The organism is Ralstonia sp. VS2407 (assembly GCF_052950655.1).
In genome coordinates, this window is record NZ_JBRFVG010000001.1 from 109,604 (window position 1) to 124,836 (window position 15,233).

At 52.6% G+C, this 15,233-nt stretch carries 14 protein-coding genes; 13 read left to right on the forward strand and 1 reads right to left on the reverse strand.

Annotated elements, in window-relative coordinates; all coding sequences use genetic code 11:
- The first annotated feature begins 10 nt into the window (after positions 1–10).
- From ACU8YE_RS00515 to ACU8YE_RS00570, 12 genes are all read left to right on the forward strand, one after another.
- On the forward strand, positions 11–742 hold the full coding sequence (locus tag ACU8YE_RS00515; protein WP_446927889.1) for an SGNH/GDSL hydrolase family protein: 732 nt from the start codon (positions 11–13) through the stop codon (positions 740–742).
- Positions 743–2,179 (forward strand): lipopolysaccharide biosynthesis protein, encoded by a 1,437-nt coding sequence (locus tag ACU8YE_RS00520; RefSeq protein ID WP_446927890.1) that lies wholly within the window; start codon positions 743–745, stop codon positions 2,177–2,179.
- A gap of 215 nt (positions 2,180–2,394) precedes the next feature.
- The gene (locus ACU8YE_RS00525) at positions 2,395–3,552 is read left to right on the forward strand and encodes a hypothetical protein (RefSeq protein WP_446927891.1); all 1,158 of its coding nucleotides are present in this window, start codon (positions 2,395–2,397) and stop codon (positions 3,550–3,552) included.
- Positions 3,549–4,724: a hypothetical protein gene (locus ACU8YE_RS00530; RefSeq protein WP_446927892.1), complete on the forward strand. Its 1,176-nt coding sequence runs from the start codon at positions 3,549–3,551 to the stop codon at positions 4,722–4,724. The genes ACU8YE_RS00525 and ACU8YE_RS00530 overlap by 4 nt, the downstream gene beginning before the upstream one ends.
- Before the next feature lie 71 nt (positions 4,725–4,795).
- Positions 4,796–5,920 carry an N-acetyl sugar amidotransferase gene (locus tag ACU8YE_RS00535; protein WP_446928070.1) on the forward strand — a complete coding sequence of 375 codons (1,125 nt, stop codon included), beginning with the start codon at positions 4,796–4,798 and terminating at the stop codon, positions 5,918–5,920.
- Positions 5,917–6,534 carry an imidazole glycerol phosphate synthase subunit HisH gene (hisH, locus tag ACU8YE_RS00540; protein ID WP_316878178.1) on the forward strand — a complete coding sequence of 206 codons (618 nt, stop codon included), beginning with the start codon at positions 5,917–5,919 and terminating at the stop codon, positions 6,532–6,534. Before ACU8YE_RS00535 ends, hisH begins: the two co-directional genes overlap by 4 nt.
- Before the next feature lie 3 nt (positions 6,535–6,537).
- Positions 6,538–7,323, forward strand: coding sequence for an AglZ/HisF2 family acetamidino modification protein (locus ACU8YE_RS00545; protein ID WP_446927893.1), 786 nt, complete (start codon positions 6,538–6,540; stop codon positions 7,321–7,323).
- A 15-nt stretch (positions 7,324–7,338) separates the two neighbouring features.
- Positions 7,339–8,367: a polysaccharide biosynthesis protein gene (locus ACU8YE_RS00550; protein WP_446927894.1), complete on the forward strand. Its 1,029-nt coding sequence runs from the start codon at positions 7,339–7,341 to the stop codon at positions 8,365–8,367.
- 3 nt (positions 8,368–8,370) lie between these two features.
- The gene (wbjC, locus tag ACU8YE_RS00555; RefSeq protein WP_446927895.1) at positions 8,371–9,486 is read left to right on the forward strand and encodes a UDP-2-acetamido-2,6-beta-L-arabino-hexul-4-ose reductase; all 1,116 of its coding nucleotides are present in this window, start codon (positions 8,371–8,373) and stop codon (positions 9,484–9,486) included.
- A 10-nt stretch (positions 9,487–9,496) separates the two neighbouring features.
- On the forward strand, positions 9,497–10,633 hold the full coding sequence (gene wecB / locus ACU8YE_RS00560; RefSeq protein WP_446927896.1) for a non-hydrolyzing UDP-N-acetylglucosamine 2-epimerase: 1,137 nt from the start codon (positions 9,497–9,499) through the stop codon (positions 10,631–10,633).
- A gap of 4 nt (positions 10,634–10,637) precedes the next feature.
- Positions 10,638–11,840, forward strand: coding sequence for a glycosyltransferase family 4 protein (locus tag ACU8YE_RS00565; protein WP_446927897.1), 1,203 nt, complete (start codon positions 10,638–10,640; stop codon positions 11,838–11,840).
- Between the two features lie 16 nt (positions 11,841–11,856).
- Entirely contained in the window at positions 11,857–12,345 is a 489-nt protein-coding gene (locus ACU8YE_RS00570) for a WbuC family cupin fold metalloprotein (RefSeq protein WP_446927898.1), read from the forward strand.
- A 370-nt stretch (positions 12,346–12,715) separates the two neighbouring features.
- Here ACU8YE_RS00570 and ACU8YE_RS00575 read toward each other — a convergent pair whose 3' ends face one another.
- Entirely contained in the window at positions 12,716–13,579 is an 864-nt protein-coding gene (locus ACU8YE_RS00575) for a hypothetical protein (RefSeq protein WP_446927899.1), read from the reverse strand.
- A 262-nt stretch (positions 13,580–13,841) separates the two neighbouring features.
- Here ACU8YE_RS00575 and ACU8YE_RS00580 point away from each other — a divergent pair, with 262 nt between their 5' ends.
- Positions 13,842–15,224, forward strand: coding sequence for a phosphomannomutase/phosphoglucomutase (locus ACU8YE_RS00580; protein ID WP_446927900.1), 1,383 nt, complete (start codon positions 13,842–13,844; stop codon positions 15,222–15,224).
- Positions 15,225–15,233 lie beyond the last annotated feature (9 nt).

The following is a 15,233-nucleotide window of genomic DNA, read 5'->3' on the forward strand; positions in this document are numbered from 1 at the left end:
TCATTGTTCTATGAGAACGATTCGTCCTTACATCCTGTTGATTACTGACTCTTTGGCGTTTCCGCGCCGGGAGCCCGAGGTTGTTCGCTATGAGGAGACGTATATTTCGTTGCTCAAAGCGGAGTTTCCCGACTATGACTTCATTCATGTCGGGCGAGGCGGGGGCACGATTGTAGATCTCTATAAACACACAAGTTATTTTCATGCCACCGTCGAGCCGGCTCTTGTGCTGATGCAATGCGGTATTGTGGATTGTGCTCCCCGAACCCTCACAGTCGTTGAGCAACAAATCATCACGCGATTGCCAATTCTGGGGACCTTCATCGGAGCAATGGTAAAACGGTATGCCAAACACCTTCGTCGGTGGCGCGGGATCACCTATACGCCGTTGTCGACGTTTATTGAGTATATCAAGCGCTTCGAATCGCTATACAACGACGTTTACTGGATAGGGATCCTCCCGGCAGTACCGGAATATGAAGCTCACATCAACGGTATTGCTAAGAAAATTAACCAATACAACGACGCGCTTCGGCAATATCAATTCATCAGCACCGATGAATTTGTGGTCGATGACATCATGACTGATTTCCATCACCTCAACCGGTCTGGTCATCGGAAAATGTTTAAGAAACTGGCTGATCTAGTGCGTGCACAGCAAGCGGGCAATCACGTCTGCTCTGAGGAGAGTTCATTGTTACGCGCCAAAGAAGCTCAAGTCACCCACAACACCGAGGCCTAATTGAGCGGCGATTCAAAAAGTACACAGGCGCCTCAGAAGCAGGTCGTCAGCTCTGGTCGTGTAGGCAGGCAACTCCTGAATCAGCTTGGCGTTTCCGTTGTCAGTAAGCTGATTCCTCTTGCATCCATTTTTGTTTACAGCCGTTACATGAGCGTGGCGGATTATGGCGTACTTAATTTAAGCCAATCTTACTTGTGGATCTTTGTACTGGTTCTGTCTCTAAACTTACATGTGTCTGTTGGGCGCTATATCTACGAGCCCAATGCGGAAGAGGGGCCTTTTCTGGCAAGCACCGTGATAGCGGTGGGCGTGCTATTTTTGATTGGATCGATGGGGATATATTTCGCCTCGGATCGGCTAGTCAGTTGGCTCAATCTGCCTTTTTCAGCCATCATGTTAATGCTCGCTATCGTACTTGGCGCGCTGGCGGAGTCGTTGCTTACGCAGTTAGCAATTCATGATCATCGAGGCGGATTATTATTTATCTCTCTTGCTTCGAAAGCGTTACTTAGTTTCTTGGGCTGCGTAATTCTGCTACACGTTCTGACCGAAAAAAAATATATGGCCATTCTTCTTGCTGAATCATTCGCAAGCGTCGCCCTTTGTTTTTTTGTGGCATACCTGCTGCGGAAACGAATCGTCTGGAGGCCTCGTAAGGCTGACATGCTATATATGGCAAAATACGCGCTTCCTTTGATTCCGTACATGTTGTCCCTGACGCTGCAATCTCAGTTTGATCGCGTCTTACTGAATAAGTACTACGGAAACGAAGTCACGGGTTATTACAGCCTTGGATACAACATCGGTGCATTGTTGATGATGGCGGTAAGTGCTGCACTTAATGCACTCACCCCTGCATTCTTTGATGCACTAAATAAAGGGAATTCGACGCGCTTAAAGCACGATAGCGATGCAATTTTCAATTTCGCGGTGATCGCTACCGCGGCAATCGTGTTGTTTGGTCCGGATGTTGCCTCATTGATCCTTCCGCCGAGATATCAAGAGGGGTTCAGACTGATCCCGATCGTTGCGCTTGGGGGGCTATGTTCCGTAATTTTCCAGAGTTGGATTCGCGTTCTTGCCTTTGAACACCGCACTTTTTTAATCTCGGGAATTGCTGTACTAGGCGCGACTTTGAGCATTGGGCTCAACTTATGGTTGTTACCCAGAACTGGCTATCAGACTGCTGCGTACACCGCCTTGATGACTAGTCTGTCAATGAGCCTTATGTGTGTGGTTGCGGTTAACTGGGTCAGTTCCGTCTCTATCTCACTCTGGCGTGAAATGAAATGGATCGCCTTGATCGGGGTGCTGCTTCCTATGTCACACTTTCACCCCAGTCTTCCGCTGGCATTGCTTAAGTTGCTGCTGCTGCTAGGCTGTATCTGGTCATTTAGGGAAACTGTTCGAGCATTCGTGTTCCGGGGGGCGATGTGATCGTTAATCGGGCGCTCTGGGCAGTTTTGTATGCGGCAACGCTTCTGCTGCTCAATATAATGATGCTGACGCTGCCATGGGGTAGCGCGTATCTCTCTTTGATTATCGTCATAACTTACCTGATATTCAGGCCAGATCATATATTTCACCCGAATAATATGGTGTTTGCATCATATGGGTTGTATGTGGTTCTTTCTAGTACGTTGAATTTGATATTGGACCTGATCAACTGGGAATATGTCCTGCCGTGGGGGCAGACCGTTTTCTGGAACAAGATGTCGTTGTACTTGCTCTTTCAGGTCGAATTTACCTTCCTCGTCCTATTTTTTGCTTTTCGATATTTTTGTGGGCCCAAGTCTCCGCTGGCGTTCCCGCGAGCGGCCGATATTTCTGTTCGAAAGGAATTTGCGAATATCCTTTATGTTGTTTGCATTGGGCTGGTTCTTCTGTTTATGCAGTCTACTGCAGGTATCGGCGAGTGGATCAATAATTATAGCTATACCTATCTGACCAAGCGGGAGGGGCATGGCTTGTTGAATGTGATCATTATTGTGCTTGGAAATATTGCAGTCTTTCTTCTCGGGCTGCAAACAATGGGTGCTCAAAAAAAACTACCGCTGGTACTGAAGACCCTTATTCTTTGTGCTTTTCTTTCTTTTATTGGTGGCATAAAAAGTAGATTCATATTTCTTTTGATCGTCTATCTATCGCCGTATTTTTTGGGATTGAAGTTTAGGTTGCGGATCGTATTTTTGCTTGCTGTTGCTTTTTTTGTGCTTCTGTATTTTGGAACACTGTTGCGAACCGAATTTTTCTACGCATCTGGACCTTATTTTCTCGAAATGCTGATCGGCTATTTTAATGCATATCAGCTGCATGATTTGATTGTGGTTAGCCGCAGCCCCGATCTGTTTCAGACTGTTTGGCAAGTAGGTGTGAAGCCTTTGCAGATATTGGGGCTGATGCCGGAGGACGCAAATTTTGATATTAGCGTAATGCTAACCAGGGAATTCTTCCCCGAACAATGGGACAACGAACGCGCCACCCAACAATGGCCGCTTGAAACAGAGTTGTACTTGAATTACTACGGAATCTATTTTTCCTGGATTCCCTTGGCGTTGTATGCGGCAGTTTTGGGCAGGTTGTACCTAGTGGCTGTTGTTGGGCGAAATTATTGGTTACTCCTTATTTATGTTATGGAGTTTCAAAGAATTTTCAGCACCTTGCGCGGAACGCTGATCCCGTGGGAAACACCAATTTACATCGTGCAATATCTCGTAATCTATTTCCTCTGTAGATATGCAGTGCGGAGGACAACTATTTCGCCGCAATCGATGAATTCATCCGGAAATATGAAGCTTAGTCATTCATGAAACCCTTTCCTTATTCTAAGAATCGGTTGAAATGCGGCGCCGTAGTCAGCTTGATTATGGGGGCGCTGAGCAATGAGAGGGCTATTGATGTTCGATATCGGGAAATCGCCTCGCAGCAGGATTTTGATGGAGTGCCAAATTACAAGGTGATGAAGCAATTGGCGCTCCGAAGACGGTTCGGGCCGTTTTATCCTTTGTTGATTTTTCTTTCTCCATGGATTTCTGTTGCACTGTTTCCTTATCATTGGATTTTAGCGATATCGGGAAGTGTTGGTCGCCGGAAGGGGGGGGGGGCTCCTTGTGATTGCCGTATTCTGGCGACTACACAGCAGAACGTTGATTTGATTAAATCCGCACTCGATGTTGATGGCAGCACGTCTGAACTGAAACAGCAAAAGCAATCTCTATCCTGTTACGAATTAGGGCGCGAAATTGGCTTCGCCCTGGTGGTGCGCAGTATTTTTGCTCAGGTACGATTAATCTGCCTCTTGCTCGGATTTCCGGTAGGTGAACGTCGCGATATGATTTTGCATGCCCGGGACTCATTCGCGCTAATCATGATGGCATTCGATGTGTCGAGGGGGGCGAGTGTGGTTGTGACGGACGATCACTATCAACGTTGGAGTTACATACTTTCCCATTTGATAAAGGATTTTCGCGTTGTGCAACATGGGTTTCTTGATGCGAATATCCGCTTTCCTAATTCCTACGGAACGATTAGTAAACTCTATCTTCGGGATTCGCTGTTTCTAGAACAATTCGAGCGATATTATCGAGTGGAGTCCAGTCAGGTTTTTTCGCCGAAAACGACATTTGTGAAAACGGCGCTGTCTCAGGGCGGACTTTTTCTAGCATCATCGTTTCCTGCAATTGATTCCGAGATAGAGTTGCTGAGGGCTATTAAGCAGAAATGCCGTGTTCCGGTAATCGTAAAGTTTCACCCGGCGCATGCTTACGATGGGCGTAGGGCTATTCTGGCGGCATTGGCGGATATGGTTTTTGATGGAAATGGTAATCCGGCATGTAATATATTCGTCAGTTATAATTCATTTATGGAATTTGATTATAGGCAGGCCGGCGTTCAGACTGTCTCCATATCTCGCTCAGGTATCGGGTCGGCGTGCGCCCAGATCTTGGGGATGGCGAGAGCGGCTAAAGACGCGTCGACCTAGACGAATGGTGTTGGGGACTTAATATTTATATTTTCGGCTTGAAAAGTATGGATTCCAAAGATTCTAATAAAATGTGTTCGCGATGCATCATGGACACGTCGGACCCTAACATCACGTTCGATTCCAGAGGGTGGTGTGACTACTGCAATAACTTCGAATCGAATATCGAGCCGAATTGGTTGACGGATGATCGAGGAGCGAAACATCTCCAGCAGATGGCCGATATCATCCGCGCAGACGGGAAAGACAGGGATTTCGACTGCATCATCGGCCTGAGTGGGGGGCTTGATAGTTCATATGCCGCGTATGTCGCGAAAGAGAAGATGGGCTTGCGCCCGCTGCTCTTTCACGTCGACGCAGGATGGAACACCGACCAAGCGGTGGGCAATATTGAAAAACTTGTCGACGGGCTTGGGCTTGACCTCTACACCGAAGTGGTGAACTGGGAGGATGTCAAGCGGATGCAGGTGGCATTTTTGAAGGCAGGCATACCTGATCAGGATTTGGTTCAGGACGCCGCCTTTTTCTCCGGGCTGTATAAGTTTGCGCGGCGCTACAAGATCAAGCACATCGTCACGGGCTCCAATTTTTCGACCGAGTGTTGCCGTGAGCCGGAGGAGTGGGGTGGCTACCTTGGCATCGACAAAACACTGTTCTCTGACATTTGGAAAAAATGCGGAGATGGTCGGTCCATTGACGGGTTTCCTCTGGTAGACATTCTGGTGTACAAGCTGTGGTACCAGAAGATTCTGGGTATGAAAGTGCATCACCCACTCAATCTGGTTCCATACGTCAAGAAAGAGGCAGAGGACGAGTTGGAGCGTCGATTTGGATGGCAGCGCTTCCAGCACAAGCACCATGAGTCGCGCTTTACCCGTTTCTATGAAGACTATTGGCTGCCAAAGCGTTTCGGCTACGAGAAGCGTCGCGCCCATTTCTCCAGCTTGATTATGACAGGTCAGATGAAGCGCGATGAGGCGTTGGACCGTATTTCTCGACCGGAGATGGATGCGCATTTCTTGAAGCAAGAATTTGAGTACGTCGCGCACAAGCTTGGATTGACTGTGGCTGAGCTGGAAAAGCTCTTTGAACTGCCCAAGAAGACTTACCGCGATTACAAGAACAAGCGTTGGCTTATTGGCGTTGGCGCGAATGCTATGCGCTGGCTGGGACTGGAAAAGAGGTATTTCAGATGATCCGCATCGTCGACTACGGGGTGGGTAATATTCAAGCCTTCCTGAATCTCTTCAAGCGCTTGGGGGTGGAGGCGCAGCGCGCTGAAACGCCTGAGGCGTTGACAGGCGCTACCCGCTTAGTGCTGCCGGGTGTGGGGCATTTCGATCACGCCATGCAACGACTCAATGATTCTGGTTTGCGTCCTAGGCTTGAGGAGTTGGTGTTGGGCTCGAAGGTGCCAGTCGTGGGCGTATGTGTGGGTATGCAGATGCTGGCGGGTCGGTCGGACGAAGGGATGTTGCCCGGCCTGAACTGGGTACCCGGGCGGGTGCGCGCGTTTGCCGACAGCGCGAAGAGCGCGACCCTGCCTATGCCGCATATGGGATGGAATGAACTTCAGCCCAAAGCTGGCGCCGAGCTGTTTTCTAAAGGGTTTGACGGCACCCCACAGTTTTACTTCCTGCACTCGTACTACTTTGACGCTCAGGACAAGAGCGATGTCGCTGCCACTGCGCACTACGGAATGGACTTTGATGCCGTGGTCTCCAGAGGACACATTCATGGGGTTCAGTGCCACCCCGAGAAGAGTCATCATTGGGGCGAACAACTTCTAAAAAATTTTGTGGAGCTTTGACGAATGTTGCGACCCAGAATCATTCCTTGCCTGTTGGTGCATCGGGGAGGGTTGGTCAAGACCCAGGCTTTCAAGGATGCGAAATACGTGGGGGACCCCATCAACGCGGTCAGGATCTTCAACGAGAAAGAGGCCGATGAGTTGATGGTGCTGGACATTGACGCCACTGTCAAAAAAGTGGAGCCCGACTTTGGTCTTATTGCGAAACTGGCGGCCGAATGCCGGATGCCGCTTTGTTACGGTGGCGGGGTGACCACAGCCGAGCAGGCAGCGCGCATTATCGACATGGGTGTGGAAAAAGTCGCCGTGAGTGCAGCCGCAATTGCGAGCCCGGCGCTCCTGACCGAAATGGCCACGGCAGTTGGTCAGCAATCCGTTGTTGCTGTTCTGGACGTACGAAAGCGTACTGGCCTTTTTGGCAAGGGTTACGAAATCTGTACGCACAACGCAAAGATTGCCCATAAATTGGATCCGGTGAATCTGGCGAAGCAGCTGCAGGAAGCGGGCGCTGGTGAGATCGTCATCAATTCGGTGGACAGGGATGGCCTGATGCAGGGCTATGACCTTGACCTCGCTGCGCAAGTCAAGCAAGCGCTCAACGTGCCAGTGACGTTTCTGGGAGGCGCTGGGTCACTCGAGCACTTGGGTGAGCTAATCGGCCGGCTGGGGGTGGTTGGTGCAGCTGCGGGCAGCTTGTTTGTCTTCAAAGGAAAATACCGCGCTGTACTAATTAATTACCCAACGCCTACTCAAAAAATAGAACTCTGCAGAGACGCCTTGAAGATTTAAGGATCTAGATATCTTATGTTTACCGATAAAGTACTTTTGATAACCGGTGGGACCGGATCTTTCGGGAACGCTGTTTTGCGCCGGTTTATCGACTCCGACCTGCGGGAAATTCGCATCCTGAGTCGGGATGAGAAGAAACAGGACGACATGCGGAAAAAGTACAACAACCCCAAGCTGAAGTTCTACATTGGGGATGTACGTGATTACCAGTCGGTGATGAGTGCGGTGCGTGGTGTCGATTTTATCTACCATGCGGCGGCCTTGAAGCAAGTACCCTCTTGCGAATTTCACCCCATGGAGGCAGTGAAAACCAACGTACTGGGTACCGAGAACGTGCTCGAGGCGGCGATCACTTGCGGGGTGAAGCGTGTAGTGTGCCTGAGCACGGATAAGGCGGTCTATCCGATCAACGCCATGGGCATCAGCAAGGCAATGATGGAGAAGGTCATTGTTGCCAAGTCCCGCACTTCGTCGCAGACCATCATCTGCGCGACGAGATATGGCAACGTGATGGCTTCACGTGGTTCAGTGATTCCGTTGTTCACCAATCAGATTCGTGCAGGGCAGTCCATCACAATCACTGATCCGTCCATGACCCGTTTCATGATGACCTTGGACGACGCGGTGGACTTGGTGCTGTACGCTTTCGAGCGTGGCAATCCGGGTGAAATCTTTGTGCAGAAGGCGCCGGCAGCCACTATTGAGACCCTGGCCAAAGCGTTGACCGATTTGTTGGGCGTGCCTGAGCACCCCATCAATATTATTGGCACCCGTCACGGTGAAAAGCTATTTGAAGTGTTGTTGAGTCGGGAGGAGATGGTAGCTGCACGAGACCTCGGCGGTTATTACTGTGTCCCTCCTGATCTGCGCGATCTCAACTATGGCAAGTTCGTCGAACAAGGCGAAATTGAGATTTCAAAGGCTGTGGAATATAGTTCGCATAACACCATCCGTTTGGATGTGAATGGCATGCGGGAATTGCTGATGAAATTACGTTTCATGCAAGCGATTCTGCGCGGTGAGCATGTTGAACCCGAGGAATAAACCATGAAGGTCTTGGTTACCGGTGGAAACGGCTTTGTCGGCAAAAACTTACGGCTCCATCTGGCGGAGCGTAAGGATGTTGAGGTTCTCTGCTTTGAGCGGGGAAAAGACGAGCCCCATCTGATTGATTTGCTGGCAGATGTTGACTTTGTTTTCCATTTGGCAGGTGTTAATCGGCCGCAGGACCCGCAAGAGTTTACTTCCGGAAATAAGGAGTTGACAGAAAGCCTTTGCAACGCCATCGCTCGGACGGGGCGAAAGATTCCTGTCATCTACACGTCCTCTACTCAGGTAAATCGAGACAATCCTTACGGTTCGAGTAAGCGCGCTGCAGAGAAGGCACTTTTTAATCTGCAACGTGCGCAAGGTGTGCGTGTCCACGTATTTCGTTTGCCGAATGTCTTTGGCAAATGGTGCAAACCGAACTACAACTCCGCTGTAGCTACCTTTTGTCATAATATATCACGGGGATTACCGATTCAGGTCGACGATCGAGCAGCTTCTGTTACTTTGGTTTACGTGGATGATGTTGTCGAGCGGTTCATCCAATTGATGGATGAGGCGGAACCTAGCTTGGATGCGGAAGGGTTTGAGACGATAACCCCTCAATATACAACTACGGTAGGAGCGCTCGCTGACCAGATCGAAGCCTTCAAGAACAGTCGAGATACGTTACTGACTGAACGCGTGGGTGTTGGCCTGACTAGGGCGCTGTATTCGACCTACGTGAGCTATTTGCCTACGGAGACGTTCGCTTACCAGGTGCCTCAGCATGCGGACCAGCGCGGCGTTTTTGTGGAAATGCTTAAAACTCCGGACTGCGGACAGTTTTCTTATTTTACTGCACACCCTGGTGTTACACGGGGCGGGCATTATCACCACAGTAAAACGGAGAAATTTCTGGTCATCAAAGGGCAGGCGCGCTTCAAGTTTCGTCAAATGCATACGAACGAAACGTATGAACTTGTGACCGATGGCGAAAAAGCGGAGATCGTCGAGACCGTTCCGGGTTGGACGCATGACATCACGAATATCGGCAGTGATGAAATGGTTGTCATGCTTTGGGCCAATGAAGTGTTTGATCGGTCAAAACCCGATACGTTCGCATGCCCGTTGTGAGAGTTGAACAATGAAGAAACTTAAAGTCATGTCGGTTGTGGGGACGCGGCCGGAAATCATTCGGTTGTCATGCGTGTTAGCGGCGTTGGATCTGCACTGCGATCATGTGCTGGTACATACCGGCCAGAACTATGACTATGAACTCAACCAGGTATTTTTTGATGACCTTGGCGTACGCAAGCCGGACTTTTTCCTGAACAGCGCTGAAGGCAGCAAGAGCGCGGCCAACACTATCGGCAACCTCGTTACGGCGGTGGACGGCGTGCTCGCCGAAGTTCAGCCGGAAGCGATGTTGGTGCTGGGTGACACCAATAGTTGCTTGTCAGTGATTCCTGCCAAGCGGCGCAGAGTCCCGATCTTTCACATGGAGGCGGGAAATCGCTGCTTTGACCTTCGCGTACCGGAGGAAACCAACCGGCGTATTGTGGACCATACGGCAGATATCAATCTGACATACAGCACAATCGCAAGAGATTATTTGCTTCGCGAAGGGTTGCCACCGGAGCAGGTCATCAAAACGGGCAGCCCGATGTACGAAGTGCTGCATCACTACATGCCGCAGATCCGGTCCTCCGATGCACTGGAGCGTCTCGGGCTGGTCGCGGGGCAGTATTTTGTGGTGAGTGCGCATCGAGAGGAAAACATTGAGTCAGACCGCAGTTTTACCAAGTTGGTACAGGTCCTGAATGCGGTGGCGGAGGATTACGCCCTTCCCGTGGTGGTGTCGACGCATCCGCGTACACAGAAACGCGTGGATTTGACGGGTGCGAGGTTTCATCATCACGTCCGGCTGCTCAAGCCGCTGGGCTTTCACGACTACGTGAACCTGCAGATGCATGCCATGGCAGTGCTGTCGGATAGCGGAACGATCAGTGAAGAATCTTCCATCCTGAACTTTCCGGCGCTGAATCTGCGGGAAGCGCATGAGCGTCCTGAGGGCATGGAAGAGGCTGCGGTCATGATGGTGGGGCTAGAGGTTGACCGTGTGCGTCAGGGTCTTGCCATATTGCAGGGGCAGCCCAGAGGGACTGCGCGCAGTCTGCGCTTGGTTGCCGACTACAGCATGCCCAATGTGAGTGACAAGGTTGTACGCATCATCCACAGCTACACGGACTATGTGAAGCGAGTGGTCTGGAAGCAGTACTGAACTAATGGCCCAAACGCTACGAATCGCGCTTATCGCAGACACTTTTCCTCCTCTTCGCACCTCTGGCGCGGTGCAACTACGGGACTTATCACGTGAATTCGCTCGCCAGGGACACGAGCTTACCGTGATGCTGCCGGCAGCAGACCTTGAGACCTCATGGCAGATAGAAGAGATGGACGGTGTTCGAGTTCTGCGACTAAAGGCTCCCCGAACCAAAGACATCGATTATGTTCGTCGCACGATTGGCGAATTTCTCATGCCGTTTGCGATGCGTCGCCATCTCCGCCGGTGTCCGCTGGCCAATGAGCGTTGGGACGGTGTCGTCTGGTATGCACCGTCTATCTTCCATGGTCCACTTGCGAAGGCGCTCAAGAAGGCGAGTGGTTGTAAGGGCTACCTGATTGTTCGGGATATTTTTCCGGAATGGGCTGTTGACATGGGGCTGATGGGACGCGGCCTCCCATATCGGTTCTTTGACGCCGTAGCGCGTTATCAGTATTCGGTGGCTGACATGATCGGTGTGCAGACGCCTGGCAACCGTTCGTATTTTGAACGCTGGCAACAAATGCCCGGCCGTAAACTTGAGGTTTTGCAGAACTGGCTGGGCAAGCCGGCGAACGCCCGCTGTGGGATCCGCGTCAACAAGACATCACTGACGGGGCGCAAGGTGTTTGTGTACGCCGGCAACATGGGGGTGGCGCAAGGGATGGGCATTCTGCTCGATCTGGCAGAGAAGCTGTCGGAGCGCGCGGATGTTGGATTCTTATTTGTTGGTCGTGGTAGCGATGTACAGCGGCTGAGGCTAGATGCGCAGGCCCGTGGACTCACGAATGTCCTGTTTTTCGATGAGATCCATCCAGATGAGATTCCTGATCTCTACGCCCAATGCTCCATTGGCGTCGTTGCGTTGGATCCCCGGCACAAATCACATAATATTCCCGGTAAATTCCTGACCTACATGCAAAGTGGCTTACCGGTGTTGGCAAACGTAAATGCGGGCAACGATCTGGCGACCATGATTCGGGAAGAACGCGTTGGCGAGGTTTGTGAAAGCAACCAAGTTGATGAATTGCTTGAGTTGGCTGACCGGCTTCTGCGGCAAATCGATGGCGATGAGTCACTATCGCAGCGATGTCGAAGCCTTTTTGTACGTGAGTTCTCTTCGGAGCATGCGGTGCGCCAAATCGTCACCGCGTTAGCGAAATAGCAATGTTCAGAGCGAAATGAAAATATTTGCAAGTGACTATTTTGACCGGCTAACCGACCAAGCGAGATCTACGTCTCGCTTACGCCAACATCAGAATATTCATCGCAGCTACGACGAACCCTGTCAGCGATTTTTTAATGCCATTGAGCCTGGCAGTTACATTCGTCCTCACCGACACGCATCTGACCCACGTGACGAGCTACTTGTTGCTGTCCGTGGTTTGATGGCCTTGGTCACCTTTAGCGACAATGGCGAAATTGCGAGCACTATTCGATTGGCAACGGAGAGGTTCGGGGCCGATACATGCAATGCCGCAGAAGTCCCGTCTTGTGTATGGCATACGGTGATCGCGTTGGAGCCCGGAAGCGTTCTGCTCGAAATCAAGGCAGGGCCCTTCGATCCGCGCCAACCAAAAGACCTAGCCCCGTGGGCGCCTCAGGAGGGGGGCGCCGACGCTCTTCAATACTTGGCTTCAATGGAGGAGAAATTAGCCAATTTTCGGTGATGGCGGATCGATCCGGCTCGAATTTCGAGGGCAAAAATTGCTGCCGGCAGTCGCGCAATCGCTCTCGTGGAATCATCGGCATGGCACCCTCGGCACACGAGCCAATGGCGCGATATTGTTCCTACGCAATGATCTGGTCAGGAGCGCGGCGCGACTCCGCCAAATCGGTCGAACAACTTCCTCCAAAATTGCGCCCAGGATACTTTGTGCGGCGTTTGGCATTCCCTCGGTCACTGGACTGTGACGTAACGCTGCTTGTGGGGCGAGCACAGTGGAGATGGTCTCCAGAGAGGGAGGTGATGATCGGCATCGTCTCGTCTGGCTTGTAGCCGTATTGCCTTGGCCACACTCGCGCCACGACTACGCGTTGTCATGTGCTGCGGACCGAGTTCTTGAAGAGTGCGAGAGTGGCGCCAACCATCAGCCCAAGCGCGGCACCAGCAATGATGAAGATCGCGATGCCCGGCGTACTGGAGTGCGTTGGAACATACACAGGGGCCATCGCTTCAGTGGGATAGCTGCGTAGTGGATTCAACGCATCCTGATAGGCCACGACCTGTTGCTGCAATCCAAGAATCTGAGCACGGATCAGGGTTGCAGTGCTAGAGGCCAAGACTTCGCGTGTGCTGACGTTGGGAGCGCTTCGCGAGCTTGTCGCCGACTTCAACGTCTCATTGACGCGGGCATAGTCTTGCTGCGCGGCCGCAAGCTTGCTTTGCGTGCCGGCTAGATTGCTTTGCATGTTGCGGACTGTGTTGTCGAACAGCTTTCGATGCCCCGCTGAGAAGATTTCCAGTGACTTCTCAAGTGCTGCTGTAGCACTTTCTCGCGAATACGCCGAAACTTCGATGTTAATCACGTTAGGGCTTCGCCCGGCGGTTGCTTTCAACGAGTTAAAGATCAAGCTGGCATCTCGATTCCCAGCATCGGGACTGGGCAGTCCCAGCGCATTAAGTACTTGGAGGTGGACGCTGGGTTGATTGTATCTCTCGGTAGCGGTCAGTTGATTCTCAATCGGTTGAACGGCCGCAAGAGAACCCTTCGCATCAAGGCTGGCGACCTGCCCGAGGCGAACTGCCACCTTGGCGGTCCAGCGTGGATGCACCATCTGGAAGGCCGTCAGCCCAGCCACTGCTCCGATGATGCCCGCCAAAAGGATGACTCTGAATGACTTTGCCAGGAGGCGTACCGAATCTAGGATTGATGTTTGTGAATCGATGGAGGTGGCGGGCATATGTGGTACTGCGAGTGACTGTGGCTTGCGAGATTGTAACGTGGTTTCGGTCCTTCCTTTCTAGTGAGACGTTGGGCCGCCGTTCCGGCGTTGACGGCCGAATCCTTAAATCTTGAACCGCAAATGCAATGATCTTCCACCACAGCGAAAGGAAAGAGTGCTGCGTCGCACACGTCTGAGAAAATAGCGGGCGTTAGTACGAAGCGATGATTTCGGCGTTTACAATAAGCGGCGTTGCCCCTGTACACGCCTACGCACGAGCATGACCATTCCCACCATCTTCAAAGCCTACGACATCCGCGGCATCGTCGGAAAAACCGTCGATGCTGACACAGCACGCCTCATCGGCCGAGCCTTCGGCTCCGCAGCGCGCGCCAAGGGCGAATCCGCCGTCGTCATCGGCCGCGACGGCCGCCTGTCGGGCCCTGATCTCTTGGCAGCGCTGGCAGACGGCCTGCGCGCGAGCGGCGTCGATGTGATCGATCTGGGCCTTGTGGTCACGCCGATGGTCTACTTCGGTACGAACATCGAGCTGGCTGGCCGTCGCGCCACGTCGGGCGTGATGGTTACGGGCAGCCACAATCCGCCCGACTACAACGGCTTCAAGATGGTGCTGGCGGGCCAAGCCATCTACGGCGACCAAATCCAGGCTTTGCGCACGCGCATCGAGCAGGGCGATTTCACTGAAGGCGCCGGCGCCTACGTCCAAGTGGATATCCGCCAGCAGTACATCGACCGAATCGTCTCGGACGTCAAGCTGAGCCGCCCAATGAAGATTGCCGTGGACTGCGGCAACGGTGTGGCTGGTGCTTTTGCGCCGGAGCTGTTCCGCGCGATGGGCTGCGAGGTGACGGAGTTGTTTTGCGAGGTGGATGGCCATTTCCCGAACCACCATCCGGATCCGGCCCACGTCGAGAACCTGCGGGACCTCGTGCGCACGCTGCAAACGACCGACTGCGAGCTCGGCCTCGCCTTCGACGGCGACGGCGACCGCCTGGGCGTGGTGACCAAGGGCGGCCAGGTCATCTTCCCCGACCGCCAGTTGATGTTGTTCGCGCAAGAAGTCCTGTCGCGCAACCCGGGCGGCGAAATCATCTTCGACGTGAAGTGCACGGGCAAGTTGGCGCCATTCATTCGCGAGCACGGCGGCAAGGCCACGATGTGGAAGACGGGCCATTCGCTCGTCAAGGCCAAGCTCAAGGAAACGGGCGCTCCGCTGGCCGGTGAGATGAGCGGCCATATCTTCTTCAAGGACCGCTGGTACGGTTTCGATGACGGGCTTTACACGGGTGCGCGCCTGCTGGAGATCGTCTCGCGCCTGGCAGACCCGAGCGCTACGCTCAACGCGCTGCCGAACTCGCACTGCACGCCTGAGTTGCAACTGAAGTGTGCCGAGGGGGAATCCTTCGAGCTGCTCGACAAGATCAAGGCCAACGCCACGTTTGCCGGTGCGAAGGAAGTTAACCGCATCGATGGCGTGCGCGTGGAATACGAAGATGGCTTCGGCTTGGCACGTCCGTCCAACACCACGCCGGTGGTGGTCATGCGTTTCGAGGCCGACAACGATGCCGCGATGGCGCGCATCCAGGGCGAATTCCGCCGCGTGATCCTGGCCGAGAAGCCGGACGCGCAACTGCCGTTCTGATCGCACGGT

Coding starts and splice junctions, on each gene's coding strand:
- ACU8YE_RS00570 (WP_446927898.1), top strand. CDS start 11,857: ATGAAAATATTTGCAAGTGACTATTTTGACCGGCTAACCGACCAAGCG.
- ACU8YE_RS00580 (WP_446927900.1), top strand. CDS start 13,842: ATGACCATTCCCACCATCTTCAAAGCCTACGACATCCGCGGCATCGTC.
- ACU8YE_RS00515 (WP_446927889.1), top strand. CDS start 11: ATGAGAACGATTCGTCCTTACATCCTGTTGATTACTGACTCTTTGGCG.
- wbjC (WP_446927895.1), top strand. CDS start 8,371: ATGAAGGTCTTGGTTACCGGTGGAAACGGCTTTGTCGGCAAAAACTTA.
- hisH (WP_316878178.1), top strand. CDS start 5,917: ATGATCCGCATCGTCGACTACGGGGTGGGTAATATTCAAGCCTTCCTG.
- ACU8YE_RS00565 (WP_446927897.1), top strand. CDS start 10,638: ATGGCCCAAACGCTACGAATCGCGCTTATCGCAGACACTTTTCCTCCT.
- ACU8YE_RS00575 (WP_446927899.1), bottom strand. CDS start 13,579: ATGCCCGCCACCTCCATCGATTCACAAACATCAATCCTAGATTCGGTA.
- ACU8YE_RS00550 (WP_446927894.1), top strand. CDS start 7,339: ATGTTTACCGATAAAGTACTTTTGATAACCGGTGGGACCGGATCTTTC.
- ACU8YE_RS00530 (WP_446927892.1), top strand. CDS start 3,549: ATGAAACCCTTTCCTTATTCTAAGAATCGGTTGAAATGCGGCGCCGTA.
- ACU8YE_RS00545 (WP_446927893.1), top strand. CDS start 6,538: ATGTTGCGACCCAGAATCATTCCTTGCCTGTTGGTGCATCGGGGAGGG.
- ACU8YE_RS00535 (WP_446928070.1), top strand. CDS start 4,796: ATGTGTTCGCGATGCATCATGGACACGTCGGACCCTAACATCACGTTC.
- wecB (WP_446927896.1), top strand. CDS start 9,497: ATGAAGAAACTTAAAGTCATGTCGGTTGTGGGGACGCGGCCGGAAATC.